The 21,198-nt window shown below is 48.7% G+C and carries 22 protein-coding genes; 13 read left to right on the top strand and 9 right to left on the bottom strand.

Features of this window, described 5'->3' with window-relative positions:
- Positions 1 to 12: 12 nt before the first annotated feature.
- From LTAR_RS14255 to LTAR_RS14240, 4 genes are all read right to left on the bottom strand, one after another.
- The gene (locus tag LTAR_RS14255; protein ID WP_062422931.1) at positions 13 to 867 is read right to left on the bottom strand and encodes a CPBP family intramembrane glutamic endopeptidase; all 855 of its coding nucleotides are present in this window, start codon (positions 865 to 867) and stop codon (positions 13 to 15) included.
- A gap of 180 nt (positions 868 to 1,047) precedes the next feature.
- Complete coding sequence (locus tag LTAR_RS14250; RefSeq protein WP_062422930.1) at positions 1,048 to 1,785, bottom strand: hypothetical protein; 738 nt, start codon at positions 1,783 to 1,785, stop codon at positions 1,048 to 1,050.
- The gene (locus LTAR_RS14245; RefSeq protein WP_062422929.1) at positions 1,778 to 2,479 is read right to left on the bottom strand and encodes an ABC transporter ATP-binding protein; all 702 of its coding nucleotides are present in this window, start codon (positions 2,477 to 2,479) and stop codon (positions 1,778 to 1,780) included. Before LTAR_RS14245 ends, LTAR_RS14250 begins: the two co-directional genes overlap by 8 nt.
- Complete coding sequence (locus LTAR_RS14240) at positions 2,476 to 2,835, bottom strand: GntR family transcriptional regulator (RefSeq protein ID WP_201776004.1); 360 nt, start codon at positions 2,833 to 2,835, stop codon at positions 2,476 to 2,478. Before LTAR_RS14240 ends, LTAR_RS14245 begins: the two co-directional genes overlap by 4 nt.
- 133 nt (positions 2,836 to 2,968) lie before the next feature.
- Here LTAR_RS14240 and LTAR_RS14235 point away from each other — a divergent pair, with 133 nt between their 5' ends.
- Together LTAR_RS14235 and LTAR_RS14230 are read left to right on the top strand one after the other, a co-directional pair.
- Entirely contained in the window at positions 2,969 to 4,168 is a 1,200-nt protein-coding gene (locus LTAR_RS14235; protein WP_062422928.1) for an acetate/propionate family kinase, read from the top strand.
- A 3-nt stretch (positions 4,169 to 4,171) separates the two neighbouring features.
- A complete protein-coding gene (locus LTAR_RS14230) occupies positions 4,172 to 5,008 on the top strand; it encodes an AraC family transcriptional regulator (RefSeq protein WP_062422927.1) in 837 nt (278 codons plus the stop codon).
- A 4-nt stretch (positions 5,009 to 5,012) separates the two neighbouring features.
- Here LTAR_RS14230 and LTAR_RS14225 read toward each other — a convergent pair whose 3' ends face one another.
- From LTAR_RS14225 to LTAR_RS14215, 3 genes are all read right to left on the bottom strand, one after another.
- Positions 5,013 to 5,423 (bottom strand): DUF2000 domain-containing protein, encoded by a 411-nt coding sequence (locus tag LTAR_RS14225; protein WP_062422926.1) that lies wholly within the window; start codon positions 5,421 to 5,423, stop codon positions 5,013 to 5,015.
- A gap of 87 nt (positions 5,424 to 5,510) precedes the next feature.
- Entirely contained in the window at positions 5,511 to 5,861 is a 351-nt protein-coding gene (locus LTAR_RS14220) for an RNA polymerase sigma factor (RefSeq protein WP_062422925.1), read from the bottom strand.
- Positions 5,862 to 6,047: 186 nt separating this feature from the next.
- Positions 6,048 to 6,926, bottom strand: coding sequence for a VIT1/CCC1 transporter family protein (locus LTAR_RS14215; RefSeq protein WP_062422924.1), 879 nt, complete (start codon positions 6,924 to 6,926; stop codon positions 6,048 to 6,050).
- A gap of 207 nt (positions 6,927 to 7,133) precedes the next feature.
- Here LTAR_RS14215 and LTAR_RS14210 point away from each other — a divergent pair, with 207 nt between their 5' ends.
- The 5 genes from LTAR_RS14210 (at position 7,134) to LTAR_RS14190 (ending at position 10,512) form a co-directional block, all read left to right on the top strand.
- Entirely contained in the window at positions 7,134 to 7,547 is a 414-nt protein-coding gene (locus tag LTAR_RS14210; protein WP_062422923.1) for a bL32 family ribosomal protein, read from the top strand.
- A gap of 26 nt (positions 7,548 to 7,573) precedes the next feature.
- A complete protein-coding gene (locus tag LTAR_RS14205) occupies positions 7,574 to 8,092 on the top strand; it encodes a GNAT family N-acetyltransferase (protein ID WP_062422922.1) in 519 nt (172 codons plus the stop codon).
- 113 nt (positions 8,093 to 8,205) lie between these two features.
- Positions 8,206 to 9,021 (top strand): class I SAM-dependent methyltransferase, encoded by an 816-nt coding sequence (locus LTAR_RS14200; RefSeq protein ID WP_062422921.1) that lies wholly within the window; start codon positions 8,206 to 8,208, stop codon positions 9,019 to 9,021.
- Positions 9,022 to 9,033: 12 nt separating this feature from the next.
- Positions 9,034 to 9,708 carry a methyltransferase family protein gene (locus LTAR_RS14195; RefSeq protein ID WP_062422920.1) on the top strand — a complete coding sequence of 225 codons (675 nt, stop codon included), beginning with the start codon at positions 9,034 to 9,036 and terminating at the stop codon, positions 9,706 to 9,708.
- A gap of 18 nt (positions 9,709 to 9,726) precedes the next feature.
- Positions 9,727 to 10,512, top strand: coding sequence for a flavodoxin family protein (locus LTAR_RS14190; RefSeq protein ID WP_062422919.1), 786 nt, complete (start codon positions 9,727 to 9,729; stop codon positions 10,510 to 10,512).
- Between the two features lie 5 nt (positions 10,513 to 10,517).
- Here LTAR_RS14190 and LTAR_RS14185 read toward each other — a convergent pair whose 3' ends face one another.
- Positions 10,518 to 12,128, bottom strand: coding sequence for a glycosyltransferase family protein (locus tag LTAR_RS14185; protein ID WP_139044572.1), 1,611 nt, complete (start codon positions 12,126 to 12,128; stop codon positions 10,518 to 10,520).
- A gap of 89 nt (positions 12,129 to 12,217) precedes the next feature.
- Between LTAR_RS14185 and LTAR_RS14180 the strand changes: the two genes are divergently transcribed.
- Positions 12,218 to 12,874, top strand: coding sequence for a protein-L-isoaspartate(D-aspartate) O-methyltransferase (locus LTAR_RS14180; protein ID WP_201776003.1), 657 nt, complete (start codon positions 12,218 to 12,220; stop codon positions 12,872 to 12,874).
- The gene (locus LTAR_RS14175) at positions 12,874 to 13,887 is read left to right on the top strand and encodes an alkaline phosphatase family protein (RefSeq protein ID WP_062422917.1); all 1,014 of its coding nucleotides are present in this window, start codon (positions 12,874 to 12,876) and stop codon (positions 13,885 to 13,887) included. The genes LTAR_RS14180 and LTAR_RS14175 overlap by 1 nt, the downstream gene beginning before the upstream one ends.
- Here the strand turns inward: LTAR_RS14175 and LTAR_RS14170 are convergent, their stop codons facing one another.
- Complete coding sequence (locus tag LTAR_RS14170) at positions 13,888 to 15,558, bottom strand: ribonuclease J (protein ID WP_236686614.1); 1,671 nt, start codon at positions 15,556 to 15,558, stop codon at positions 13,888 to 13,890.
- A gap of 391 nt (positions 15,559 to 15,949) precedes the next feature.
- Between LTAR_RS14170 and LTAR_RS14165 the strand changes: the two genes are divergently transcribed.
- The 4 genes from LTAR_RS14165 to LTAR_RS14150 all read left to right on the top strand — a co-directional run bounded on the left by LTAR_RS14165 (position 15,950) and on the right by LTAR_RS14150 (position 21,149).
- On the top strand, positions 15,950 to 16,645 hold the full coding sequence (locus tag LTAR_RS14165) for an ABC transporter ATP-binding protein (RefSeq protein WP_062422956.1): 696 nt from the start codon (positions 15,950 to 15,952) through the stop codon (positions 16,643 to 16,645).
- A complete protein-coding gene (locus LTAR_RS14160; protein ID WP_062422916.1) occupies positions 16,646 to 19,036 on the top strand; it encodes an ABC transporter permease in 2,391 nt (796 codons plus the stop codon).
- Between the two features lie 116 nt (positions 19,037 to 19,152).
- Positions 19,153 to 19,701: a PadR family transcriptional regulator gene (locus LTAR_RS14155; RefSeq protein ID WP_158423450.1), complete on the top strand. Its 549-nt coding sequence runs from the start codon at positions 19,153 to 19,155 to the stop codon at positions 19,699 to 19,701.
- Between the two features lie 59 nt (positions 19,702 to 19,760).
- Positions 19,761 to 21,149: an NAD(P)H-dependent oxidoreductase gene (locus LTAR_RS14150; protein ID WP_062422914.1), complete on the top strand. Its 1,389-nt coding sequence runs from the start codon at positions 19,761 to 19,763 to the stop codon at positions 21,147 to 21,149.
- The last annotated feature ends 49 nt before the right edge of the window (positions 21,150 to 21,198 follow it).

The raw sequence follows: 21,198 nt of genomic DNA, 5'->3' as shown, positions 1-21,198 counted from the left end.
CCTGTTTTATACCTATACAACCTCCGGAACTCCGGCCGAAAGCACCGGCTTCTCTTCCCCGCCGGTCTTCGGTTCCACCTTCCTCAGGTAGAACAGCCCGATCAGCAGCAGCGGCAGCAGGACCGCCAGGGTGATCAAGGCACCATTCACTGTGGTGGTGGGCTCTTTGCGGGTGAACACCCAGCCAACAGATAACTCCGTCAGGTTGCCGCACAGGTCAAACAGGAAGTGCCCGAAGACAGCCGGCCAGATGGAGTTTGTGCGCAGCATAAGGGCGGCAAAGAAAACACCAAAGAACGTGCCGTACAGAATCTGCGTACCGGTGGTCAGCAGATCGCGCCGGCCGGCCAGCAGGTTGATGATGTGCACCAGGCCAAAAACCGCGCTGGAGATGATGACAGCCAGAAAAATCCCCTTGCGTGTGCTGCCCCACTTGCGCAGCATCACCGGCAGTAGCAGCCCGCGAAACAGGAACTCTTCAATGGTTCCCACAGAGATATACAGCAGCACATACAGGGCAATCAGACTGCCATCGGTCAGATTAGATTTCAGCGGTCCTCCGATCATTTCACTGCCGTTTAGCACACTGTAGATCAGTAGCGGCCATATCAGCCAGACAGCTTTCCATTTCGAAGGCCGGGTAAAGCCGCCTTCCGTCAACAGACCAAGTTGGGCGATGAAAACGAACAGCAAAAGGCTGACAATTCCCTGCTGCAGGGCGCCGGAAAGATAAGATGCTTTCTGTAATCCCAGCGCCGGAGTGAACAGGCCTTCCAGCGGAAGTTCCGTTAAAGCGGTGGCAATAGACATCACCACCAGGCAAAAGATGAGGGGAAAACGGTTCATAAACAACTTAATGGATTTCATGAGAATCTCCTTTTGTTCTCAGGTTGACCGGGCATCTTGCGTTCGGCAGCCCGGTGATCTGTCTTTAATTCCGCGTGCTGGCAAGGCTGCGCCCACCGGGCACCCGGCTAAAAAAAGATGTTTTTTCACACAGCCGGTGGTTGAAATCAACCACCGGCTGTGACAGTATGTATCAGGTGGTCAGTCCACCTGGATGGAGTACTTCAACAACAGGCTCGATCCCAGGTATTCCAGCAGGATAACCCAAACTGCGGTCACAATGGCAGGGACAAATGACGTGATGTTCAGGTTGCCGTTCATGGTGATGATGTGTTGTCCGCTGAAGGTGGGCAGCATGAGTACATTCGTCCAGATCATGACGTACACGATGAAAACGGCGATGGCAATCATCAAAATGGTGCTGAGCATTGTGGTGATCAGAGCAGACCACAACCGGGTGAGGCCGATACTGCGTGAGATCATGTATGAGATCAGAACGGTCATGTCACCCAGCAGGAGGAACAACACCAGTCCGCCCATGGTTTCCCAGTGCTCTATGGTGAGCGCATTGTAATAGCCTGATGTGTTCCTGTAGAAGAGGATCATGAGCACCAGGAACCCCAGGCAAGCCAGAACATTCACCAGAACGGCGATGATTACCCGGCTGAGCATCTGCTTCCAGGCAGATACCGGCAGCGAGAGTTCCATCAGGGCGCTGTCATGGCGCAGCCAGCTGAAACACTGGTATAACGCCAGCACAATGCAGGCCGGAAAGAAGATGCCGCCCAATACCAGCGAGCTGAAAACCAGCAGTCCATTGGTGAACCCGTCTGTATTTGGAACCACAGCCATCAACACCAGTGAGGCCGCCGCTACAATAAACATCCAGATATTGCGATGAAAAAAGTCAAGAAAGTTCCATTTGAGTAGATTAAGCATTTTGAAATACCTCGAGATAGCGGTCTTCGATCGATTGTCCGTGCTCCTGGCGGATGTTTTCGGCCGTGTCGGTCAGAATCAGGCTGCCGTAGTTCAGGAAAAGTACATCATCCAATATCATTTCCACATCCTTCACCTGATGGGTAGAAATCAAAACCGTGCTTTCTTCATTGATCCCGGCCAGGATGGTCTTCAGGATGTTGTGTTTGGCCAGAGGGTCAAACCAGCCGATGGGTTCATCCAACAGGTAGAGGCGGGCGTTGCGTGAAAAAGTCAGCATCACCAGCGTACGGATGACCGTCCCTTTTGATAGAGTGCGGATGGACGCCGCCGGATCCAATCCTAAAATCTGGCACAGGTCAACCGCGCGTTTAGCGTCAAAATCTCCGAACATGTCTTCGTAATACCGGATGGCATCACGGATTTTCATCCAGAGGAAGAGCTGGTTGCGATCGGGCATGAACGCGGTATTCCGGTGGATGGCCTCAACAGCATTGCTGCCGCATACACGAATGGATCCCGAATCGGGTTTAACGATCTTCATAATGGTCTTCATCAGAGTGGTTTTCCCCGCCCCGTTCGGTCCCATCAAACCGGCCACCCGTCCGGCTTCCAGGGTGATGTTGACCCGGTTGAGAACGGTATGTCCACTGAAAGATTTGGAAACATCAGTCACTTCCAGTATGGCGCTCATTTTGCCAGTGCCTCCTCTACTGTTTTGAGGATCTCATTGTTGGTAAAACCGATTCCCCTCATTCCGTTGATGAATTCATCGACAAGCCCGCCGCACATTTCCTGTTTCAACGAGTGAACGACTTTTTCATCTTCGGTAACAAAACTGCCCACGCCCCGCTGGGTGTAAATAACCCCTTCACGTTCAAGTTCAGAGCAAGCCCGCTGCATGGTATTCAAATTGACTCCGAATTTTTCTGATAATACTCTCACTGATTCAACCCTTTCTCCGTGGGCAAGTGTGCCGGTGACAATATCCTTCTTGATACTGTCCATAATCTGTAGATATATGGGAACAGTTGGATTAAATTTCATCATTCATCCTTCCGTATTAGTGTTATAGGTATATATTACACTCACACATAAAAGATGTCAAGACTATTTTGATTTTTCCTTCCGGGTTTATTTGAAGTGATTACAATAAAAACAACTTTTACAAATCGAGAATTCCATGAACATTCTGATCTTTAATTGCGGGAGTTCTTCCCAGGGCTTCAAACTTTACCAGAAAGAATACGGCACTACACCCATTCTGGTTGCAGCTGGCAAAGCTCGTAATGTAGCCACGAAAACTCGGGCTGATTCGTGCCTTGATTGGACGGCCGGCAGTCAAAAAGGCTCGGTGAATGTCGAACTCCCCTCTCATCGTGAGGCTGCCCGGCAAATTCTGGCTCTTCTGCGTAAATCTAACCTGTCAGTGGATGCCATCGGACACCGGTTTGTGCACGGCGGTGACGTGTTCCAGCACACCACCCGCATTGATAAAGCCGTTTTGGCCGGGTTGAAGGGCTGTTTCCCCCTGGCGCCCATTCATAACCCGAATTCATACAGCGTAATTGAAGTCTGCCGGGAGCTTCTGCCGGATGCGGCACAATTCGCGGTGTTTGATACTGCTTTCCACGCCAACATGCCGGCGGAATCCCGTCAGTATGCCCTGCCGCGCGAGCTGGTGCAAGAGAACGGCTACCGGAAATATGGATTCCACGGCCTTTCCTATCAGTATGTGTCCGCCCGAACAGCCGAATACCTGGGCAGACCGCTGGAGGAATTAAAACTGATCCTTTGCCATCTGGGAACCGGCGGCTCGAGTGTCACCGCCATGAAAGACGGCCGCTCTATGGATTCGTCCATGGGCTATTCCCCCCTGCCGGGGCTGGTCATGTCAACCCGCTGCGGCGATTTGGATCCCGAGATCGTACTGGAGATGATCCGCCGCGGCAGTTCGGTCGATGACGTTGAATTCATCCTGAATAATCAATCCGGCCTGATCGGTCTATCCGGATATTCGTCCAACCTCGAAGAGGTCATAGCCGAAGGTGAAAAAGGCAATGAAGACTGCCGGCTTGCGTTTGATGTATATGCGCACCGTCTGCAACTCTACCTGGGGGCTTTTTTCTGGCTATTAAACGATGCCGATGCCATCGTCTTTACCGATGATGTCGGCCTGAAATCCTGGAAACTTCGCGAGAAAGTCTGCCGCGGTGTAGAGAACCTGGGCATCCTTCTGGATGCCGATGCCAACCGTCTGGCTCTACCAGATCAGATCACCTGCTTCAGTTCACCGGCATCCCGCACCCGCCTGCTGACTGTGCCAACGGACGAGGAACAGGTCATTTTGCAGGAAGTGCTGTCTCAGTTGGAACAGGCCTGAAATATGTCTCCTGTAGATACTCACCGTATCGTTCAGTTTGTCCGCGATCCGTCTCTTCAGCACATTGAATTGCGATTCTCACAATACAGTCAGCCGGCCTTCCACCGGCATAACCACAACGCGTATTCCATCGGCCTGGTCAGCAGGGGAAGCACGCAATTTCACCTTTTACAGCAGGCCGAAGCTGTATTTCCGGTGTGTAGCGGAGATATTGTGTTGATCAATCCCGGTGAAGTGCACGCCTGCAACCCGGATTCCGGTTCGGTTTTTGCCTATACCATGCTCTATATAGAACCGCCCTATATGCAACAGCTTGTGATGGATTGCGGACAAACGTCGAAAACCGACTTCCGCTTTCCAAAGCCTGTGCTTCAAAACCCTGCCATCCGCCGCATATTCAAATCGCTGAGTCAGTCCATCATCGCAGGAAGCACCCGTCTTGAAATTGAAACGAAACTCCACGAGATTGTGGCAGCGATTCTGGAATCATACAATGTTGAAGAGAGGATTTTTCCATCCTGCCCGGAGGCCGTCCAAAAAGGTTACCTTTACCTTCAAGACCATCTGTCCGAAAACATATCCCTGCAGGAATTGGCTTCCCTGTGTGGATTAAGTCCCTTTCATTTCCTGCGGTCTTTCCGCCGGCATTACGGACTGCCGCCCCACACCTGCCAGTTGCAGATGCGCATCCATCACGCCCGGCAGATGCTGGCAGCCGGCAGTCCCATCGCCGAGACGGCTGCCGCCGTCGGCTTTGCCGATCAGAGCCATTTCACCCGTAAGTTCCGGTCGCTGGTGGGTGCCACTCCACAGCAATACCAGGCCGGCCTGTCTACCTGACCGGTCAGCGCAGCAGACCGATATTGCCGGTCAATTTGTTTACCTCCCGATCTTCACCATAAATAGCAATTCCAAGATACGTCAAATCACATTCTGATGTGAGGGCTATATTGGCCGTGTAATCTTCGTACCGTTTGGATTGCTGAGCGATGTCACAAAAATCCACAAAGAAAAGGGAATTCTCCGGCATAGACAGCAGCCGGCTTCGCAGTGACCGGATCAGGCTGCTGTCTCCTTTCAACAGTGGAACAGTGGCCCGGGTGATGCCCTTATGCACCGTCCCATCCCGGTCAACCACATCTTCCCCCACAATGCCATCCACCTTCTTCCCAAGGCTGATCGCCAGCACAGCAGCCGTATTGGCGATTAATCCCAACGGTAAATTCTGATCAATAACCATGACGCATTTCATCATAAAACTCCGGTTATCTTTTTTATCAAAGATAACCGGAGGATGTATCGGGGTATAGAATGAAATTGCTATCCCGTAGTGTTCAATTACCTACTGATTCAGCCAGGTATGAACATAGCTGGACTTTAGCAAATTCCCTACATCGATCATCGTAATCTGTTCATCCAGATTAACGAAATTCAGATTCTTCTCCGCCTGATTGATGGCTGTATTAACCACACTTCGCATCAAGTACGGTTCAAACGGCCTCTGGTCATCAAACGAGCGGATCCGCTGATACATCCGGACGAATGTTTCCTGCACAACATCTTCTGATAGTTGCCGGTTATGGGTGATCAGATAGGCAGTACGCAGTGCCTTTTCCTGGTATTTTGAAACCAGGTATTCCAGCCCTCCGATATCCCCATTTTTCAACCGGCTGATCGCCTGTTGATCATTCATTCGTTGCTCCCTTTATGTGTAGGTGTCTATCTATATATACAGATTGAGGAGAAAAAAGGTTGGCTTTTCATTCTTCTGACCGTCCCCCTGACAAACAAAACACCCAAATCAATCACTCTAAGATCTGAAAACAAAAATGACAACGGCACGAGATACTCTGTGCCGTTGTCATTAATATAAAAGAGTTTACATTTCAATACCGAAAACGTTTCTTACAATCAAGCCTACAATGAATGACAGGGCAGACACCCCCATACTGATGCCCAACATTTCAAGGAAGCGCTGTTTAAACGGCAGATCTTTGGCGACAGAAACATAGAAATTGAAGCCCAGGATAATAAGAACCGCAATCAAAAGAGTAATGGCCAGACTGATGAATATTCCCTTGCCCGCCTGTGGAACAAGCAGATATGGCAGGATCAACAGGATCACTGTGATGATATAGGCAATCCCCGTATACAATGCCGACCGTCCGGCTTTTGAATCATTATCTGCCCGGGCAGATAAGAATTCAGAAGCCGCCATTGAAAAAGCCGCCGCAATACCCGTGATCAGGCCGCTGACCGCTACGAGCTGTCCGCTTTGTAGAGCAAACGTCAAACCTGCCAGGGTACCTGTCAATTCAACCAGGGCGTCATTCAACCCAAGCACGATCGAACCTACATAAGAGAGGAATTCTTCTTCGATCATGGCCGTCATGGCCTCTTCATGTTCCTCTTCATCCTTACCAAGTTGGGCGGCACCGGGAATTACAGACTCAAATTCTGCATATTCCTTTGCTCCGGCAGCTTCTCCCCGTTCAATCAGCTTGATAGAGAACGTAAGACCAAGTATCCGCACCATTAAGATCAGAAAAAAGATTTTGATACTGTTTGGTTGAACATCTTCATTGCTGACATTTTTCCAAAACTGGTAATGCCGTAACTCCGTATCAGACATTTCATGAATAACACGGGCGTTGTTCTGGTCTTTGATTATTTTCGCCAGTTGTTTATATAGAAGGTGGCTGGTGATTTCGTCCTTCTGAAATTGACGGATTTTGCTGCGCTGCTCCTCGGTGATCATTCATCCTCCTGTGTCCGGTATGCGAAATTAAGATAATTTAATGATACCTCATGAGCATTTTTACGTAGATAAGTATGATTGATTATCGGCCGGAAAAAGGTCTAAAGGCAGATCAGGAAAATACAATTGTATAATTGCCGTCGATCCAGCTGGTAAACCAGAATTCTGGTTCAGGTAAATTAGAACGACTCAGGAAGGATTAGCGATATGGGGAAAAAGCATAAAGAAAAAGAAGAACTTACCGGAGGCTGGGAGAAACTACATGCCGTGATCTGGCTTCTTGGTCTGGCTGTGATCGCCTGGCAGGGCTGGTGGTGGCCGGGTATTCTGGTGCTGGTTGCCATTTCCGTATTATTTGAAGCCATCATCAAGAAATTTGCCCCAGAGGCTTTTGTAAAAATACCTATAGATGCAGACGAAGAAAATAAGACCTCAAACACCCGAACAGCGTCTTTCACCTCATCTCAAGCCGCCGCTGGACCAGTCCATCGTTCAGACCTCCTGCCGACCAATTGCCCCCGCTGCGGTGCCCCCACCCGCGGGCATGAAGTCAAATGGACGGGAGCTCAATCCGCCGATTGTCCATTCTGCGGTTCCAACCTGCCCATGAAATCAGCCTGATATTTCCCTTCAAAAAGGGGGTGCAAATGGAATTAATCCCTTTTACCGCGCAATATTTCCCCATTCTGGCTTCCTGGTTTAAATCAGAAGCAGATGTGGTTCAATGGGGTGGCCCTTTGATGCATTATCCGTTGGATGATGTTCAACTCCAGGCATTGTTGAATGAATGCACTGTCACCCCACCCCGCCGCAAATGCTGGATGGCTGAGGATGCCGGGAAAATCGTCGGTCATATTGAATTGGGGTTCGATTGGCGTAACGGAGATGCCATTGTTCAACGGGTGGCCATCAACCCGGAATTTCGCGGCTGCGGTCTGGCTGAACCCATGGTGAGGCTGGCTGTAAAAGAGGCTTTTGCCATTCCAGAGATCGCACGCCTGGAATTGAATGTTTTCACCTTCAACACTCGGGCGATCAGCGTGTACAGTCGGATAGGGTTCAAGCAGGAAGGTGTTCGCAGGTCTTCCACACGGGTGGGTGACGAACGCTGGGACGGCATGATCATGGCCATTCTGCGGGATGAATTCCAGCCCTTTCATATTTAATGAATTTCACCGGTTATTCTTGAATTCAGCTTATTTACCTACCAAGGTTGGTTACTGAAAGATATAAGTACCCCGCCTCATAAATTATCAGACGGGAAAAAGGCAGGAAACCTATGTCTGAGAAAATTAAAGTCCAACTGGGAAACGTGCAGAAAACTCTACTACTACCTCTCTGGGGTAGAGCGAAAGAAACAAAGAAACGCGATCCTTTGTTGGTTGACAAAACGGCTGTGGAAGTGATGGAAAAGCTCGATTTTGACTTTTCGACCATTTCAAAAGGGATCAGTCCGATATCGCAATATGCTTGGATCATGCGAAGTCGTACCACAGATCGGGTTATCAATGAATTCCTCAGGAAACATCCAACTGGAACCATCGTTAATATTGGATGTGGTCTTGATACTACATTCGATCGGGTGGATAACGGTTCTCTTCGTTGGTATGATCTAGATTTGCCAGATGTTATTAATCTCCGGCGTCAATTCATACCAGAGACGAAACGTCGGACATATATAATCTCTTCATTTCTTGAGCCGGAATGGTTAAATGAAATAAGTGTTACAGATAGCGTCCTGTTTGTTTCTGCCGGTGTATTTTATTATTTTCAAGAACCAGAAATTAAAACATTTCTTACCCATCTGGCAGACAAATTCCCCGGCAGTGAAATTTTATTTGACGCCGCTTCAGCTTTTGGTGTAAAAACAGCAAACCAAATGGTGATTAAAAGCAGCGGTTTGGATGAAAAATCTTTCCTTGTCTGGGGTCTCGAACGCTCAGAAGATGTTGAAAAATGGGACTCGCGCTTTAAAGTTCTGGAGACACTGTATTTTTTTCGTGATAATCGCAAGCTGCTCCCATTAAATGTTTGGCTGGTTGGAGTTTTTTCGGACAGCCGCCGCATTCAATACATGGTTCATCTTCAAATGTAATGGAGATAATCAATGCAACGCTCTGCCGTTATTAAATTGGCTTTGAGCCGGTTTGTACTGGTCATATTGATCTTAATGGCGGCATTTTTCCTGCCCGCCGGAACATTCAACTACTGGCAGGCCTGGGTGTTCATGGCAGCATTGCTCATTCCGCTTTGTATTGTAGCCGCATACCTGATCAAGAATGACCCCGGCCTCCTTGAACGCCGAATGCGAACAAAAGAGACAGCCAAAGAACAACAGGTGATCGTTTTGGTTTCCAGCCTGTTCATTATTTTGGAATTTGTGTTGCCCGGATTTGATATCCGTTTCGGCTGGTCGAATGTTCCTGTCTGGATGGTGCTGGCAGCAGATGTTCTGGTGTTGGCTGCTTATTTCTTTATCTTACAAGTCTTCCGGACCAACCAGTACACCTCGCGTGTTGTGGAAGTAGAAAAAGGGCAATCGGTCATCAGCACTGGGCCGTATGCCATTGTGCGCCATCCTATGTATTTTGGCATGGTGTTCATGTATGTATTTGCTCCCCTGGCGTTGGGTTCTTTCTGGGCGATGATTCCCGGCGCCATGATCATCCCTACGTTGATCTTCCGCCTGCTCAATGAGGAGAAAATTTTGGAAAAAGAGTTGCCGGGATATAAAGAATACCAGCAAAAGGTCAAATACCACCTGTTCCCCGGCATCTGGTGAGCTGGCTTAACCGCCCCCATGAGAATCCTGGTTATTAACAGCAGTTACAGAAAAAACGGCAACACCGGCCGGATACTTATGCTCCTCAATGAGAACATTGAGAAAGAAAGCCAGGCTGTTCATTTTCCCGTAGCAATTGAGAGCATCGATCTTGCTGGAGCGGGTCTGCAGTACTGCCGCGGCTGCCGGGTGTGTTTTGATAAGGGTGAAACCTATTGCCCCTTCTGGAGTGAAATCGCCCCGATTAAAGCAGCCATGCAGGCAGCTGACATCTGGATTCTGGCAAGCCCCGTATTTGTGGATGACATCAATGGAGTGATGAAAACTTTCTTTGACCGCATGGTGCATATTAATCACCGGCCGGAATTTGCCGGGAAATATGCCTATCTGCTGACAACATCCGGCACTGGTTCCAACGGCCATGCTGCGCGCACCATGGTAAATACCCTGCGCACCTGGGGTGTGTATATTGTGGGTCAACGCGATTTTGTCTCCGGGGCGCTTTCTTCACCGGATGAATTGAAAGTGCGATATCAAAAACCGCTCCTGGCTATAGCCGAAAAGATAATAAATGCTTTCAAAAATGAAAAAGCCCTCAGGCCGTCGGTCATTGCGCTGATCTTTTTCAGAGTGCAGCAGATCCTCTGGAGACGCAAAAAGGAAAATAACCTCGATTACCATTACTGGGAATCAAAGGGCTGGCTGGAACCGGGGATTAATTACTATATTCCTCATAAAACAGGCCTACTCTCGGTTTGGACAGCCCGGCTAGCCGGTTCTATCATTGCCCGATTTTTTGAATAGACCGATTAATTCGGGTAGGCTTTCAACCAGCCGTCGTAATATCCTGTGTTCAATTTCCAGATTTCTTCAAGCCGGCCTGGTGTGAAGAGATCACTTTTAATGGCAATGGATAATTTTTCATAATAGGCTTTCAGATTCGGATCAGCAATCCGGTTTTCGCCTTCCTGCAGGGTTTCCAGGTATCCTTCCGGAATCTTCCGTCTGAAATGGCCAATCTGCCAGGTTTTCTCACCGGCAATGGGTAATCGAGCCAACAGGGCATCTGGCAAGGCCAGTTTATCCACCACATGGACGTACGGTCCTCCCTGATATCCCAGCATACCAATCGCATCCAGAACTTCAACTTTATAGTTATTGTTGTAGCGCTGCCAGCCGCGTTCATTCCATGGAAAATCAGGAAAAGGTTTGGCGGTTGTGTAATTCAATAAACCGCGGTCAGGATAATATGACCCGCGTTCATCCACCACGCCCGAGGCCGGAAGCTGAGCCGCCCGGTAGGAGGCATCACTTGCCAGTGGATTAACTCCGAACGCCAGCCCCACAGCACACAGACCTGCTGCAAGACCGGTCAGGATTTTTGCATCCAGGTCAAGCCGGATCAATATGATCACTGCCATCAGGAAGGGAGCGGCAAAAAAACGGCCGCTCATAAAGTCACCACCGATGCGCAAAATATACAACAGATACAGCAAAATTCCCGCCAGCATAGGAAGATATTTCCACCGCCGCAAACAGATGACGGCGGTAAAACTAAAGACAATTACCAACAGGGTTAAAGGATCGAAATTGAATGAACCCAGATAATAAACGAGTCCCTGCCAGAATAACACCCCCTGGGCTATGCCGGTATGGATCTTGGCATAATACGTATTCGGGAAAGGAAATCCGTAATAAAAAAGGGAGAAGAGTTCCCAAACAATGACCGGCAATATCCCCAACGCGGCAAATCCGACGGACTTCCATGAGCGGCTTTTCCATAACATCCAGGCCAGTATTGGAGCATACAGAAGTACGATATCCAGCCGGTTCAGCACACCCAGACTGGCGATCAGGGTCAGTTCACCAATCGCTCGGTGACTGTACAGTTGTCCACTTTCTTCCATCTGAAAATACCGGATAAAAAACCAGACCAGGATCAGATAGGTGAGAGCTTCTTCCAATCCAGATGTTGAATAATCAGTAAACGCCCGTGAAAATGTCAACAGGGCCAGGCCTGCCACGGCAGCTTTCCAATCACGCGCGATATGGCGTGCAAAGAGCCAGGCGGCACCCACTGAACAAGCGATGGACACAAAAATAACCGTCCACGGCAAACGGGCTGCCAGGAAGAACCGACCGAAGACTCCATTGACCACGGCGTACACGCCTGAAATGACAAAAAACCAGAGAGGATGCGTATACGCCTGTACCCGTTCCCCCAGGTTGTAGACCGGGCCAAAGCCATGTAGAAAATTTTCTACAACCCGGAATGTAATATAGGCATCATCTGAAATCCAGGCTGTGCGGATGACCACAAAGAGAAAAACCAGTGCAGCAAGAACAACAAACAGAGTTTCCTGTCGCAATTCCCGAGGCTTTTCGTTTTTTCTAGAGAGATTCGTTTGATTTTTATCCATACAGGTTGAATTGTACACTGTGCGACGGGAATTCAGAAGAAAACCGTGAGAATTTCCCACCGGTCGCTATAATGGAAATGGAGCCTGCTATGGAAATGTTCCCTCATTTTCAACAGGAACGCGAAGACATGGTCCGCTGGCAGATCGAAGAACGCGGCCTTCACAATCAGCGTCTGCTGGAAGCTCTGCGAAAATTGCCCCGGCATTTGTTTGTCCAGCCGGGAGATGAAATCTATGCGTATTATGATGAACCCATCCCCATTGGTTTTCATCAGACTATATCCCAGCCTTACATCACTGCCCTGATGACCTCATTGGCCGCTCTCGAGGGGAAAGAAACCGTTTTGGAGGTCGGTACAGGTTCCGGTTATCAGGCCGCCCTGTTGGGTATGCTGTCTAACCGTGTAATCAGTATGGAAAGAATTCCCGAATTGGCTGAACGGGCTCGAAAAATAGTAGATGAGGTGGGAATCAAGAATGTTGAGATTATTATCGGGGATGGGACGGGCGGTTATCCGCCGGAAGCCCCCTACCAGGCAATACTGGTGACGGCCGCTGCTCCTTCTGTCCCACAGGTGTTGTTGGATCAACTGACAGATGGTGGACGTTTGATCATCCCGACAGGAACCCGCAGCCTGCAACAGTTGCAGGTCTGGCAACGCCGGGGCAGTCATTTCGATAGTGAAGACATACTACCGGTGGTTTTTGTGCCATTGCTGGGCCAATATGGATGGAAGGAGCGATAATGTCGAGATTTTTCCTTGCTTTATCTTGTATCCTTCTTCTGGTTACCGGTTGTACACCTGCACCTTTGCCGCCTGCCTCAACCCTCGAGCCCACAATAACAGAGCAAATGCCGTCAATTACACCTCTACCAACAAAAACTCCCACCCGGGTCACTCTTACTCCAACCATTCTTCCCACGGTAACCCCTTCTCCCACCCCACGGCCGGTTCCAACCTTTAAATATATTGTGATGATCCTGTTTGAAAACAAGGAATTCGGTTTTGTCATCGGAAATTCACAGATGCCAAACTACAACCGTTTGGCCAGAGAAAATGCCCTGCTCACGCAAGAGTTCGCCATCACCCATCCCAGTCTGCCCAATTATCTGGCGCTGATCGGTGGGGATACCTTCGGTATAACCCGTTCCTGCGAAGACTGCTTTTTTTCTGCCCACACCCTGGTGGATGACATCGAAGCAGCCGGTCTGACCTGGAAAACCTATCAGGAAGATTTTCCCCGGCCATGTTTTCTGGGAAGCTCACTCACCTATGCTCAAAAACACAATCCATTCATATACTTTGATTCAATCCGGCTGGATAAAGACCGTTGTGAATCGCATATCGTCAACCTGAACGAACTGCCGAACGATCTGGCATCAGGCAGTCTTCCCAACTTTGTGTTCATTACCCCCAATATATGTCATTCAGCCCATGATTGTGATCTAAAAACTGCGGATACCTGGCTGGGTCCCTGGGTGGAGCAACTTCAAGCCTATCCCGGAATGCGGGAAAACGGGCTGATCATTCTTACCTGGGATGAAGGTCAGGGCAATCACGGTTGCTGCGGATTGGATCCAGCCGGTGGTCGGGTGGCTACGGTTTTCATTTCCAATAAAGTTAAATCAGGAATTCAGGATGCCACACCATATACCCACTATTCCATATTAAAAACAATCAGCGCCGCCTGGAATCTACCATATATCGGCAAGGCAGCGCTGGAAGAAAACCGGCTGATCACCGGGATCTGGCAATGATCAGACTTTGCTGACAGAAACGAATACGGTGGGTTTGCGGTGGGTTTCTGCGTACAACACATCACGGACAGCTCGTTCTACATCTTGAGTAACAGAACCATTGGAGTAAGGAACCACTTCGGCAATCCGTTTGCGAACTTGATCCATCAAGGCGTCCGAATCTTTTTCGCCGATAAAACCTTTTGAATTGATATCCGGCTCTCTAAAAAGCCGGCCTGACATCCGGTCAAGAATCACATTAACCACAACCACGCCGTCTTGTGCCAGAGATTCGCGATCGCGCATCACATCAGCTTCCAATTCGCCCACACTGGAACCATCCACAAAGACATAGCTGTTGGGGATTTTTTCATCCAATTGCATGGCATCGGCGGTCAGTTCAATCACCTGTCCGTTCTCGACCACAGCGATGTTTTCTTCGGGTATGCCCACTTCTCTCGCCAGCTTGGCATGCTGTTTTAACTGACGAAGTTCGCCGTGTACAGGGATGAAGAATTTTGGTTGTGTAAGGTGCAGCAGTAGTTTCATTTCTTCCTGGCTGGCGTGACCGGAAACATGCACGGGGGCAATGGCTTCATAAATCACGTTAGCCTGACGTTCAAACAACCGGTTGATTGTTCGGTAAACATTCTCTTCATTTCCCGGTATGGGATGAGATGAGAGCACCACGGTATCTCCCGGTTTGATGTCAAACAACCGGTTGGTTCCTGTGGAAAGCCTCCCCAGAATAGAGGTCGGCTCACCCTGTGAGCCGGTACACATAATGACCACTTCCCTGTCCTTCATGGTCAGCGCCTGGTCAATGGGAACAACCAGAGTGTCATCAATATCCAGAAAGCCCAATTTGCGGGCAATTTTCATATTATCCTGCATGCTGGGTCCGGCGAAAGCCATCTTCCGCCCGTGGGCACGGGCAGCATTGGCCACCTGCTGCATGCGCGAGATCAGGGAAGCAAAACTGGCAATGATGATTCGCCCCTGAGCTTCACGGAAGACTTTGTTAAAAGCGTCATCAATCACACGTTCAGATGGTGTCCAACCCGGGCGTTCAGCATTGGTCGAATCAGAGAGCAGCGCCAGTACGCCCCGCCGTGAAAACTCAGCCAGCTTGGCATAGTCTGACGGCCAGTTATCCACAGGGGTATGATCAAATTTGTAATCACCGGAATGAACCACCAGCCCAGCCGGGCATTCAATGCCGAAACCCACCCCATCGGGTATCGAGTGGCAGACATGGAAAAATTCTACGGTGAAATGCCCGACCTTCACTTTTTCCCCGGCATTAACAGTGTGCACAACAGTTTTTTGTGAAAGCCCGTTGCGGGCCAGCTTGTTCTCAAGAAGACCTCGGGTTAACGGCGTGGCATAGATGGGAGCATTGATCGCTTCCATCACATGATGAATGGCCCCAATGTGATCTTCATGTCCGTGGGTGATGAAAATTCCTTTTACCCGATCAACTTTGTCCAGCAGGTATTTAAAATCAGGGATGATATAGTCCACCCCGAGCATATCATTTTCAGGGAACATAATCCCGGTATCTACCAGGATGATGTCTTCATCATATTCGTAGGCCATCATATTCTTGCCTACTTCCCCCAGTCCGCCCAGAGGAATAATGCGCAATGATTTACCGATCATTTTTTCTTTTTGATGTCTTTCTTTTCTCATACTTTACCATAACCTTCAATTCGGCGCTTCAAGTCGAATTGAATCCTTGTTAAACAATAAACCCGGCAATAACTGCCGGGGATAAGTGCCTCTAAAAAGCCCGATTCAGAGAAACCTCTACAACTTGCTTTCCATCGGCCGGAAAAACCGGCAGATGGAATATATCACACTAGAGTTGTTACGTCAAAGTAACTACAAAACCATATGACTGGCATAGGGATCGGGGATTATAAGCGCTTGAGAAAAGTCAAATATAAATTTTTCATAAAACTTTTTCAGGATAAATCACGTATGTTGATTATTAGAATCTTTTCGTAAGGTATGGATCATGATGTTTTTCCCATTTTCAAATTCCAACACCCCCTCAAAACAAAAGCCAGAAGGTTTCTCAATGATTGAGCTGCGCGGGGTAAAGAAGAGTTACCAAACATCATCGGGAGAATATCCTGTCTTAAAAGGTGTAAACCTGGAATTCAATGCAGGCGAATTCGCCAGCATAATCGGCAAGTCGGGCAGCGGTAAAACCACATTACTGAATATGATCACAGGAATTGATAGACCATCTGACGGCGAAGTATGGGTCAACGGCTCCCCTCTCCATAAAATGAGCGAAAGTCAAATGGCTCGCTGGCGCGGCAGCAATATGGGCATCGTTTTCCAGTTCTTCCAGCTTCTTCCCACGCTGTCCATTATGGAGAATCTTCTACTGGCTATGGACTTCTGCGGAAAGATCCCGATTTCAGAACGAAAAGAACGTGCTGAGTACCTGTTGAATCTGGTCGGTTTGCTCGATCATGCCGATAAACTACCCCTGGCTCTTTCCGGCGGGCAGCAGCAGCGTGTGGCTATTGCCCGCGCGCTGGCTAATGATCCCCCCGTGCTCATCGCCGATGAACCCACCGGAAACCTTGATTCAAAAACGGCGGAATCAATCTTTGAACTCTTTACCCGCCTGGCAGAACAGGGGAAAACCATCATCATCGTTACGCATGATGACAGCCTGGCAAAACGCACTCAAAGCACCACCATGATTGCTGATGGCATGATCGTGGCTGAAAAACGGGCATCTATACCTTTGGCGGCATAAATGATCCTTTTTACACGCTGGCGAAAAGTATGGGCTGATTTCTGGAGTAATAAAACCCGCAGCCTGTTGATGGTATCAACGATCCTTGTCGGTGTGTTCTCGGTTGGGTTGGTAAATAATATGGGCCGCATGATGAATCAGAATATGGAGACGGATTTCAATTCGTCCAATCCATCAGAAGCCCAGATCTCCACCTCGATGTTTGATGAAAACTGGGTGCGATCCATTCGCAACATATCAGGTGTTGGGGACGCCGAAGGTGTATATGAGCTGATCGCCAAATGGGTGACCCCTTCAGGGACAACCACAAATATCGATTTTCTCGCTATTGATACATTTGAAAAAAAGCGTTTAGATACCGTAAAACCAGCCGGAGAAGGTGAAAGTCTGCCCCCGCTGACCCATCATGGTGTGGTCTTTGACCGATCGGCGCAATCGTTGGGGCTAAAACCGGGTGATCCTGTTGAAGTTGAACTCCCCAATGGTGAAAAACGTCAATTGACCTTTTCGGGATACATCCATAATTCAACCTGCTTTCCTTACCCCATGTCCGGAATTATTACGGGGTATGTAACCCGTGAAACTGGTAAATGGCTGGGTGCGTATGACGGATATAACCGGCTTCTTGTCAGTGTGGCTGAAAACCCCACAGACCGAACCCATGTTACTGATGTCGTTAAGAAAATTACTGACCGATTTGAGAAAAATGGTGTAAATGTTTACAGTGTCTCAATGTATGATCCCGGCCATCATTTCGCCTGGCAAATTACCCAGGGCGTCATTTTCATTCTCAGCTTCTTTGGTTGGCTAACCGTTATACTGAGCGCCTTCCTGATTGTTAATACCATTGTCGCATTGATGATGCAGCAGACCAAACAAATCGGTGTGATGAAAGCCATTGGCGCCAGTATGGATCAAATACTGCCGATGTACATGGTACTACTGATGTGTTTTGGGTTTCTGGCATTCGTTGTTTCTGTACCCTTATCCTCCTGGGCAGCAGCGTTGATGAACAGTTTCATGGGAAATATGCTCAACTACGATTCCGCACCCGCCTCTCTCTACCCGGATATTGTTCTCCAACAGGGGTTAATTTCTTTTCTCGTGCCGGTTCTGGCATCGGGTATTCCGGTTGTCACAAGTTTGAATAGGCCGGTCCGCGAAGCCTTAAGCGACTTTGGACTGAGCGGTGGAACGAAACCTAAAAAAGGGATTGAGTCCCGGTGGAAGTTGCTTCCCCGGCCGATCCTGCTTTCCCTGCGCAATGCCTTCCGAAAAAAAGCACGTACTTCTCTCACATTCATTACTCTGGTACTTGCCGGTGCCATTTTTATCGCAGTATTCAACCTTTGGTCCAGCTTTGACAAAGTAATGGTCGACATTCAGGGTTACTACCTCTCTGATGTTAATGTTGTTCTGGAACGGTCATACCCGTTTAAAATGATTTCCAACATTGTGAAATCCATACCCGGTATTTCGGGCGTGGAAGGCTGGTTGACAATTGAAGGAAAATTGCAGAAGCAGGATCAGAAAAAGGAAGATGCCGTGGTCTTTGTTGGCCCCCCTTCCAATTCAACCCTGATCAAACCCATGATGGTATCCGGGCGTTGGTTAACCCCGGATGACAGGAATGCCATTGTTATCGGAAACCATCTTCAGAAAATTCGCCCTGATTTGAAATTGAACGATTGGGTGAAGATAAAAATCAATGACAAGTGGACAAACTGGCAGATTATCGGATTTTACCGGATGCCGGGGAATATCGATCCACCACTGATTTATACAAATTATGAATACCTGAGTTATGAAGCCGGTTTGCCCAACAAGGTTTATGAACTGCGTGCCATTACCTATGAACACGATTCGCTATCACAATCAACAATATCTGAAGCTTTGCAGAAGGAGTTAAAGAAACGAAAGATCGCTGTATCGTATGTTCAAACTTCTTCCGAATGGGTTTCGCAACAGAAAAGCACCACGGATGTGCTGGCATACTGTATGTTGATCATGGCCTGTCTGATTGCCATTGTAGGCGGGCTCGGCTTATCGAACACCATGAACCTGAATGTGCTTGAGCGGACGCGTGAAATCGGTGTGATGCGGGCGATCGGGGCATCTGATACCAACATCCAATTAATCGTGGTTATGGAAGGAATCGTTATAGGCCTGCTGAGCTGGGTGGTGAGTGTGATCCTTTCGATTCCATTCACAATGTTGCTGGATTATGGCGTTGGAATCTCAATTTTTCAATCACCGCTGGATGCAGTTTTTTCGTTGACCGGTTCCATTGCCTGGCTTGCAGGTGTTCTGGCATTGGCCGCAATTTCCAGTATTGCGCCGGCGTCTCATGCCTCGAAGATTCCCATCAGGGAAACGCTGGCTTACGAATAGACAATTGATTAAGTGAATTTCCCAGGTTGGGAAAAGATACAGTTCATGGCCCAACATGTATTTTGTTTATTCATTACCATATTGACATGTCAATTTTGACAGAGTATACTGTTGCTATGCTGAAATATATCCTTCTGGGTTTCCTGGATTACGGCCCGATGACAGGCTACGAATTGAAACAGACCATTGACAATTCGACCGGTCATTTCTGGCATGCCCATCACAGCCAGATCTACACCACCCTTCGCCAGATGGAAAAAGACGGCCTGGTTTCCTCGGTATTTAAGAGTTCAGAAGATGCCCTGCGCCGCCGAATATACACCATTACAGAATCCGGAAAAAAAGAACTGATGGAATGGCTGGACACTCCGATGGAAGAGATCCAACCGTTGAAGGAAGATTTTCTGGTGCGCATGTTCTTTTCCGGCAAACGTGACCCGCAAAAAGTGCTGGAAGAACTGGCTATTCAACAGAAGCTTCATAAATCCACATCAAAAGTATATGAAAAGATGCAAGACGCCATCTGCCATTACGGTCATCCGCAGACGGGTAACTTGTCAGATCAGCAAAAGTATTGGAAATTGACCCTCGAAATGGGCATCATGTACGAAAAAATGTATCAGGAATGGCTGGAAAAAGCAATTGAAGTGGTAAAAGGCAAGTAGCTTCTCTTTTTTGCCCTATTATGTCAATTTTGACATGTAATAAATATCAAGGAGTAAAAATGAAAGTCATTGTATTAAACGGCAGTCCCAAAGGCGACCTCAGTGTCACCTTACAGTACGCGCGCTATCTGGAGAAAGTTAACCCGCAGCATAGGTTCACCTATGAGAACATCGCACTGCAGGTCAAACATCTGGAAAATGACCCGGCTGCCTTTAATGCCATAATTGACCGGGTCCGCCAGTCGGATATCGTCCTGTGGGCTTTTCCCCTGTATGTTTTAAGCGTGCACGGAAATTACAAACGCTTTATCGAATTGATCTCGGAACGCGGTGTGAAGGATGCCTTCGCCGGAAAATACACCGCCACCCTGTCCACCTCCATCCATTTCTATGACCATACCGCCCATAACTACATGCATGCCGTGTGCGATGACCTGGACATGAAATATGTTGACTATTTCTCAGCAGATATGAACGACCTGCACAATGAAGAGTACCGCCGCCAGTTGACACTTTTCGGTCAGCGCCTGTTTTCCGCCGTACAAAACAACACGCCGGTTCAAAAGCAGTATCTTCCCCTTCAAAAGCGAGATTTTATTTACCAGCCCGGAAACACTTCGTCAGCATTACCGGCAGACGGACGCAAGATCGTCATTTTACATGATTCGAAGGACCCCGAAAGCAACCTGGCGCACATGGTCAGCCGCGTGCAAGATCGGTTCGGCGGAAATGTGACCGTTGTCAACATTAATGAACTTAATATCAAAGGGGATTGCCTCGGCTGCCTGGTGTGCGGTTCCGCCAACCACTGTTTCTATGAAGGCAAGGATGACTACATCGAATTTTACAGAAACACAGTGATGACCGCCGAAATCCTGGTGTACGCTGGAAGCATTGTTGACCGCCAGCTTTCCGCCCGCTGGAAGACGTTCTTCGACCGAATCTTTTTCAATTCGCATCAACCGACATTACAGAAAAAGCAGGTTTTCCTTCTCGTATCTGGCCCAATTGGCCAGATACCCAACCTGCAGGAGATCATGTCGGCGTTCTTCGAATTCCAGGGCGCGAACTACCTGGGCTATATCAGTGACGAATCCGGTACTTCTGCCGATATCGATGCGCTGATCGATCAGAAAGCCGCTGACGCGCTGGAAGCATTCGCCAACGGATACCTGCGCCCTGAAACATTCCTGGGGCAAGGCGGCATGAAGATCTTCCGTGATGATATCTACGGCCGGCTGCGCACCATATTCATGGCTGACCATAAAGCCTACAAACGGCTCGGTTTTTATAAGACATTCCCACAGAACGATTTCGGTATCATGATGCTGAACACATTCGCCGCGCCATTGGTCAACATACCGGCCATCCGTGCGAAGTTTGATGAGCGCATCAAAGAGGAAATGGTCAAACCGCTGCAGCGGGTGGTGGAAAAGACACTGGCATAGGTTCTATGTATGCAGGGTAGAAGCAACCGGAAGGCAACCTGTCCAAACA

This window comes from Leptolinea tardivitalis (assembly GCF_001050275.1).
GTDB classification, from domain to species: Bacteria; Chloroflexota; Anaerolineae; order Anaerolineales; family Anaerolineaceae; genus Leptolinea; species Leptolinea tardivitalis.
Note: the sequence above shows the minus strand (reverse complement) of the source record. Positions and strands in the feature narration are given on the sequence as shown.

Bases quoted from the DNA above. Each gene is read 5' to 3' on its own strand.
- LTAR_RS14255 (WP_062422931.1), bottom strand. From the start codon at position 867: ATGAAATCCATTAAGTTGTTTATGAACCGTTTTCCCCTCATCTTTTGC.
- LTAR_RS14250 (WP_062422930.1), bottom strand. From the start codon at position 1,785: ATGCTTAATCTACTCAAATGGAACTTTCTTGACTTTTTTCATCGCAAT.
- LTAR_RS14245 (WP_062422929.1), bottom strand. From the start codon at position 2,479: ATGAGCGCCATACTGGAAGTGACTGATGTTTCCAAATCTTTCAGTGGA.
- LTAR_RS14240 (WP_201776004.1), bottom strand. From the start codon at position 2,835: ATGATGAAATTTAATCCAACTGTTCCCATATATCTACAGATTATGGAC.
- LTAR_RS14235 (WP_062422928.1), top strand. From the start codon at position 2,969: ATGAACATTCTGATCTTTAATTGCGGGAGTTCTTCCCAGGGCTTCAAA.
- LTAR_RS14230 (WP_062422927.1), top strand. From the start codon at position 4,172: ATGTCTCCTGTAGATACTCACCGTATCGTTCAGTTTGTCCGCGATCCG.
- LTAR_RS14225 (WP_062422926.1), bottom strand. From the start codon at position 5,423: ATGATGAAATGCGTCATGGTTATTGATCAGAATTTACCGTTGGGATTA.
- LTAR_RS14220 (WP_062422925.1), bottom strand. From the start codon at position 5,861: ATGAATGATCAACAGGCGATCAGCCGGTTGAAAAATGGGGATATCGGA.
- LTAR_RS14215 (WP_062422924.1), bottom strand. From the start codon at position 6,926: ATGATCACCGAGGAGCAGCGCAGCAAAATCCGTCAATTTCAGAAGGAC.
- LTAR_RS14210 (WP_062422923.1), top strand. From the start codon at position 7,134: ATGGGGAAAAAGCATAAAGAAAAAGAAGAACTTACCGGAGGCTGGGAG.
- LTAR_RS14205 (WP_062422922.1), top strand. From the start codon at position 7,574: ATGGAATTAATCCCTTTTACCGCGCAATATTTCCCCATTCTGGCTTCC.
- LTAR_RS14200 (WP_062422921.1), top strand. From the start codon at position 8,206: ATGTCTGAGAAAATTAAAGTCCAACTGGGAAACGTGCAGAAAACTCTA.
- LTAR_RS14195 (WP_062422920.1), top strand. From the start codon at position 9,034: ATGCAACGCTCTGCCGTTATTAAATTGGCTTTGAGCCGGTTTGTACTG.
- LTAR_RS14190 (WP_062422919.1), top strand. From the start codon at position 9,727: ATGAGAATCCTGGTTATTAACAGCAGTTACAGAAAAAACGGCAACACC.
- LTAR_RS14185 (WP_139044572.1), bottom strand. From the start codon at position 12,128: ATGGATAAAAATCAAACGAATCTCTCTAGAAAAAACGAAAAGCCTCGG.
- LTAR_RS14180 (WP_201776003.1), top strand. From the start codon at position 12,218: ATGGAAATGTTCCCTCATTTTCAACAGGAACGCGAAGACATGGTCCGC.
- LTAR_RS14175 (WP_062422917.1), top strand. From the start codon at position 12,874: ATGTCGAGATTTTTCCTTGCTTTATCTTGTATCCTTCTTCTGGTTACC.
- LTAR_RS14170 (WP_236686614.1), bottom strand. From the start codon at position 15,558: ATGAGAAAAGAAAGACATCAAAAAGAAAAAATGATCGGTAAATCATTG.
- LTAR_RS14165 (WP_062422956.1), top strand. From the start codon at position 15,950: ATGATTGAGCTGCGCGGGGTAAAGAAGAGTTACCAAACATCATCGGGA.
- LTAR_RS14160 (WP_062422916.1), top strand. From the start codon at position 16,646: ATGATCCTTTTTACACGCTGGCGAAAAGTATGGGCTGATTTCTGGAGT.
- LTAR_RS14155 (WP_158423450.1), top strand. From the start codon at position 19,153: ATGCTGAAATATATCCTTCTGGGTTTCCTGGATTACGGCCCGATGACA.
- LTAR_RS14150 (WP_062422914.1), top strand. From the start codon at position 19,761: ATGAAAGTCATTGTATTAAACGGCAGTCCCAAAGGCGACCTCAGTGTC.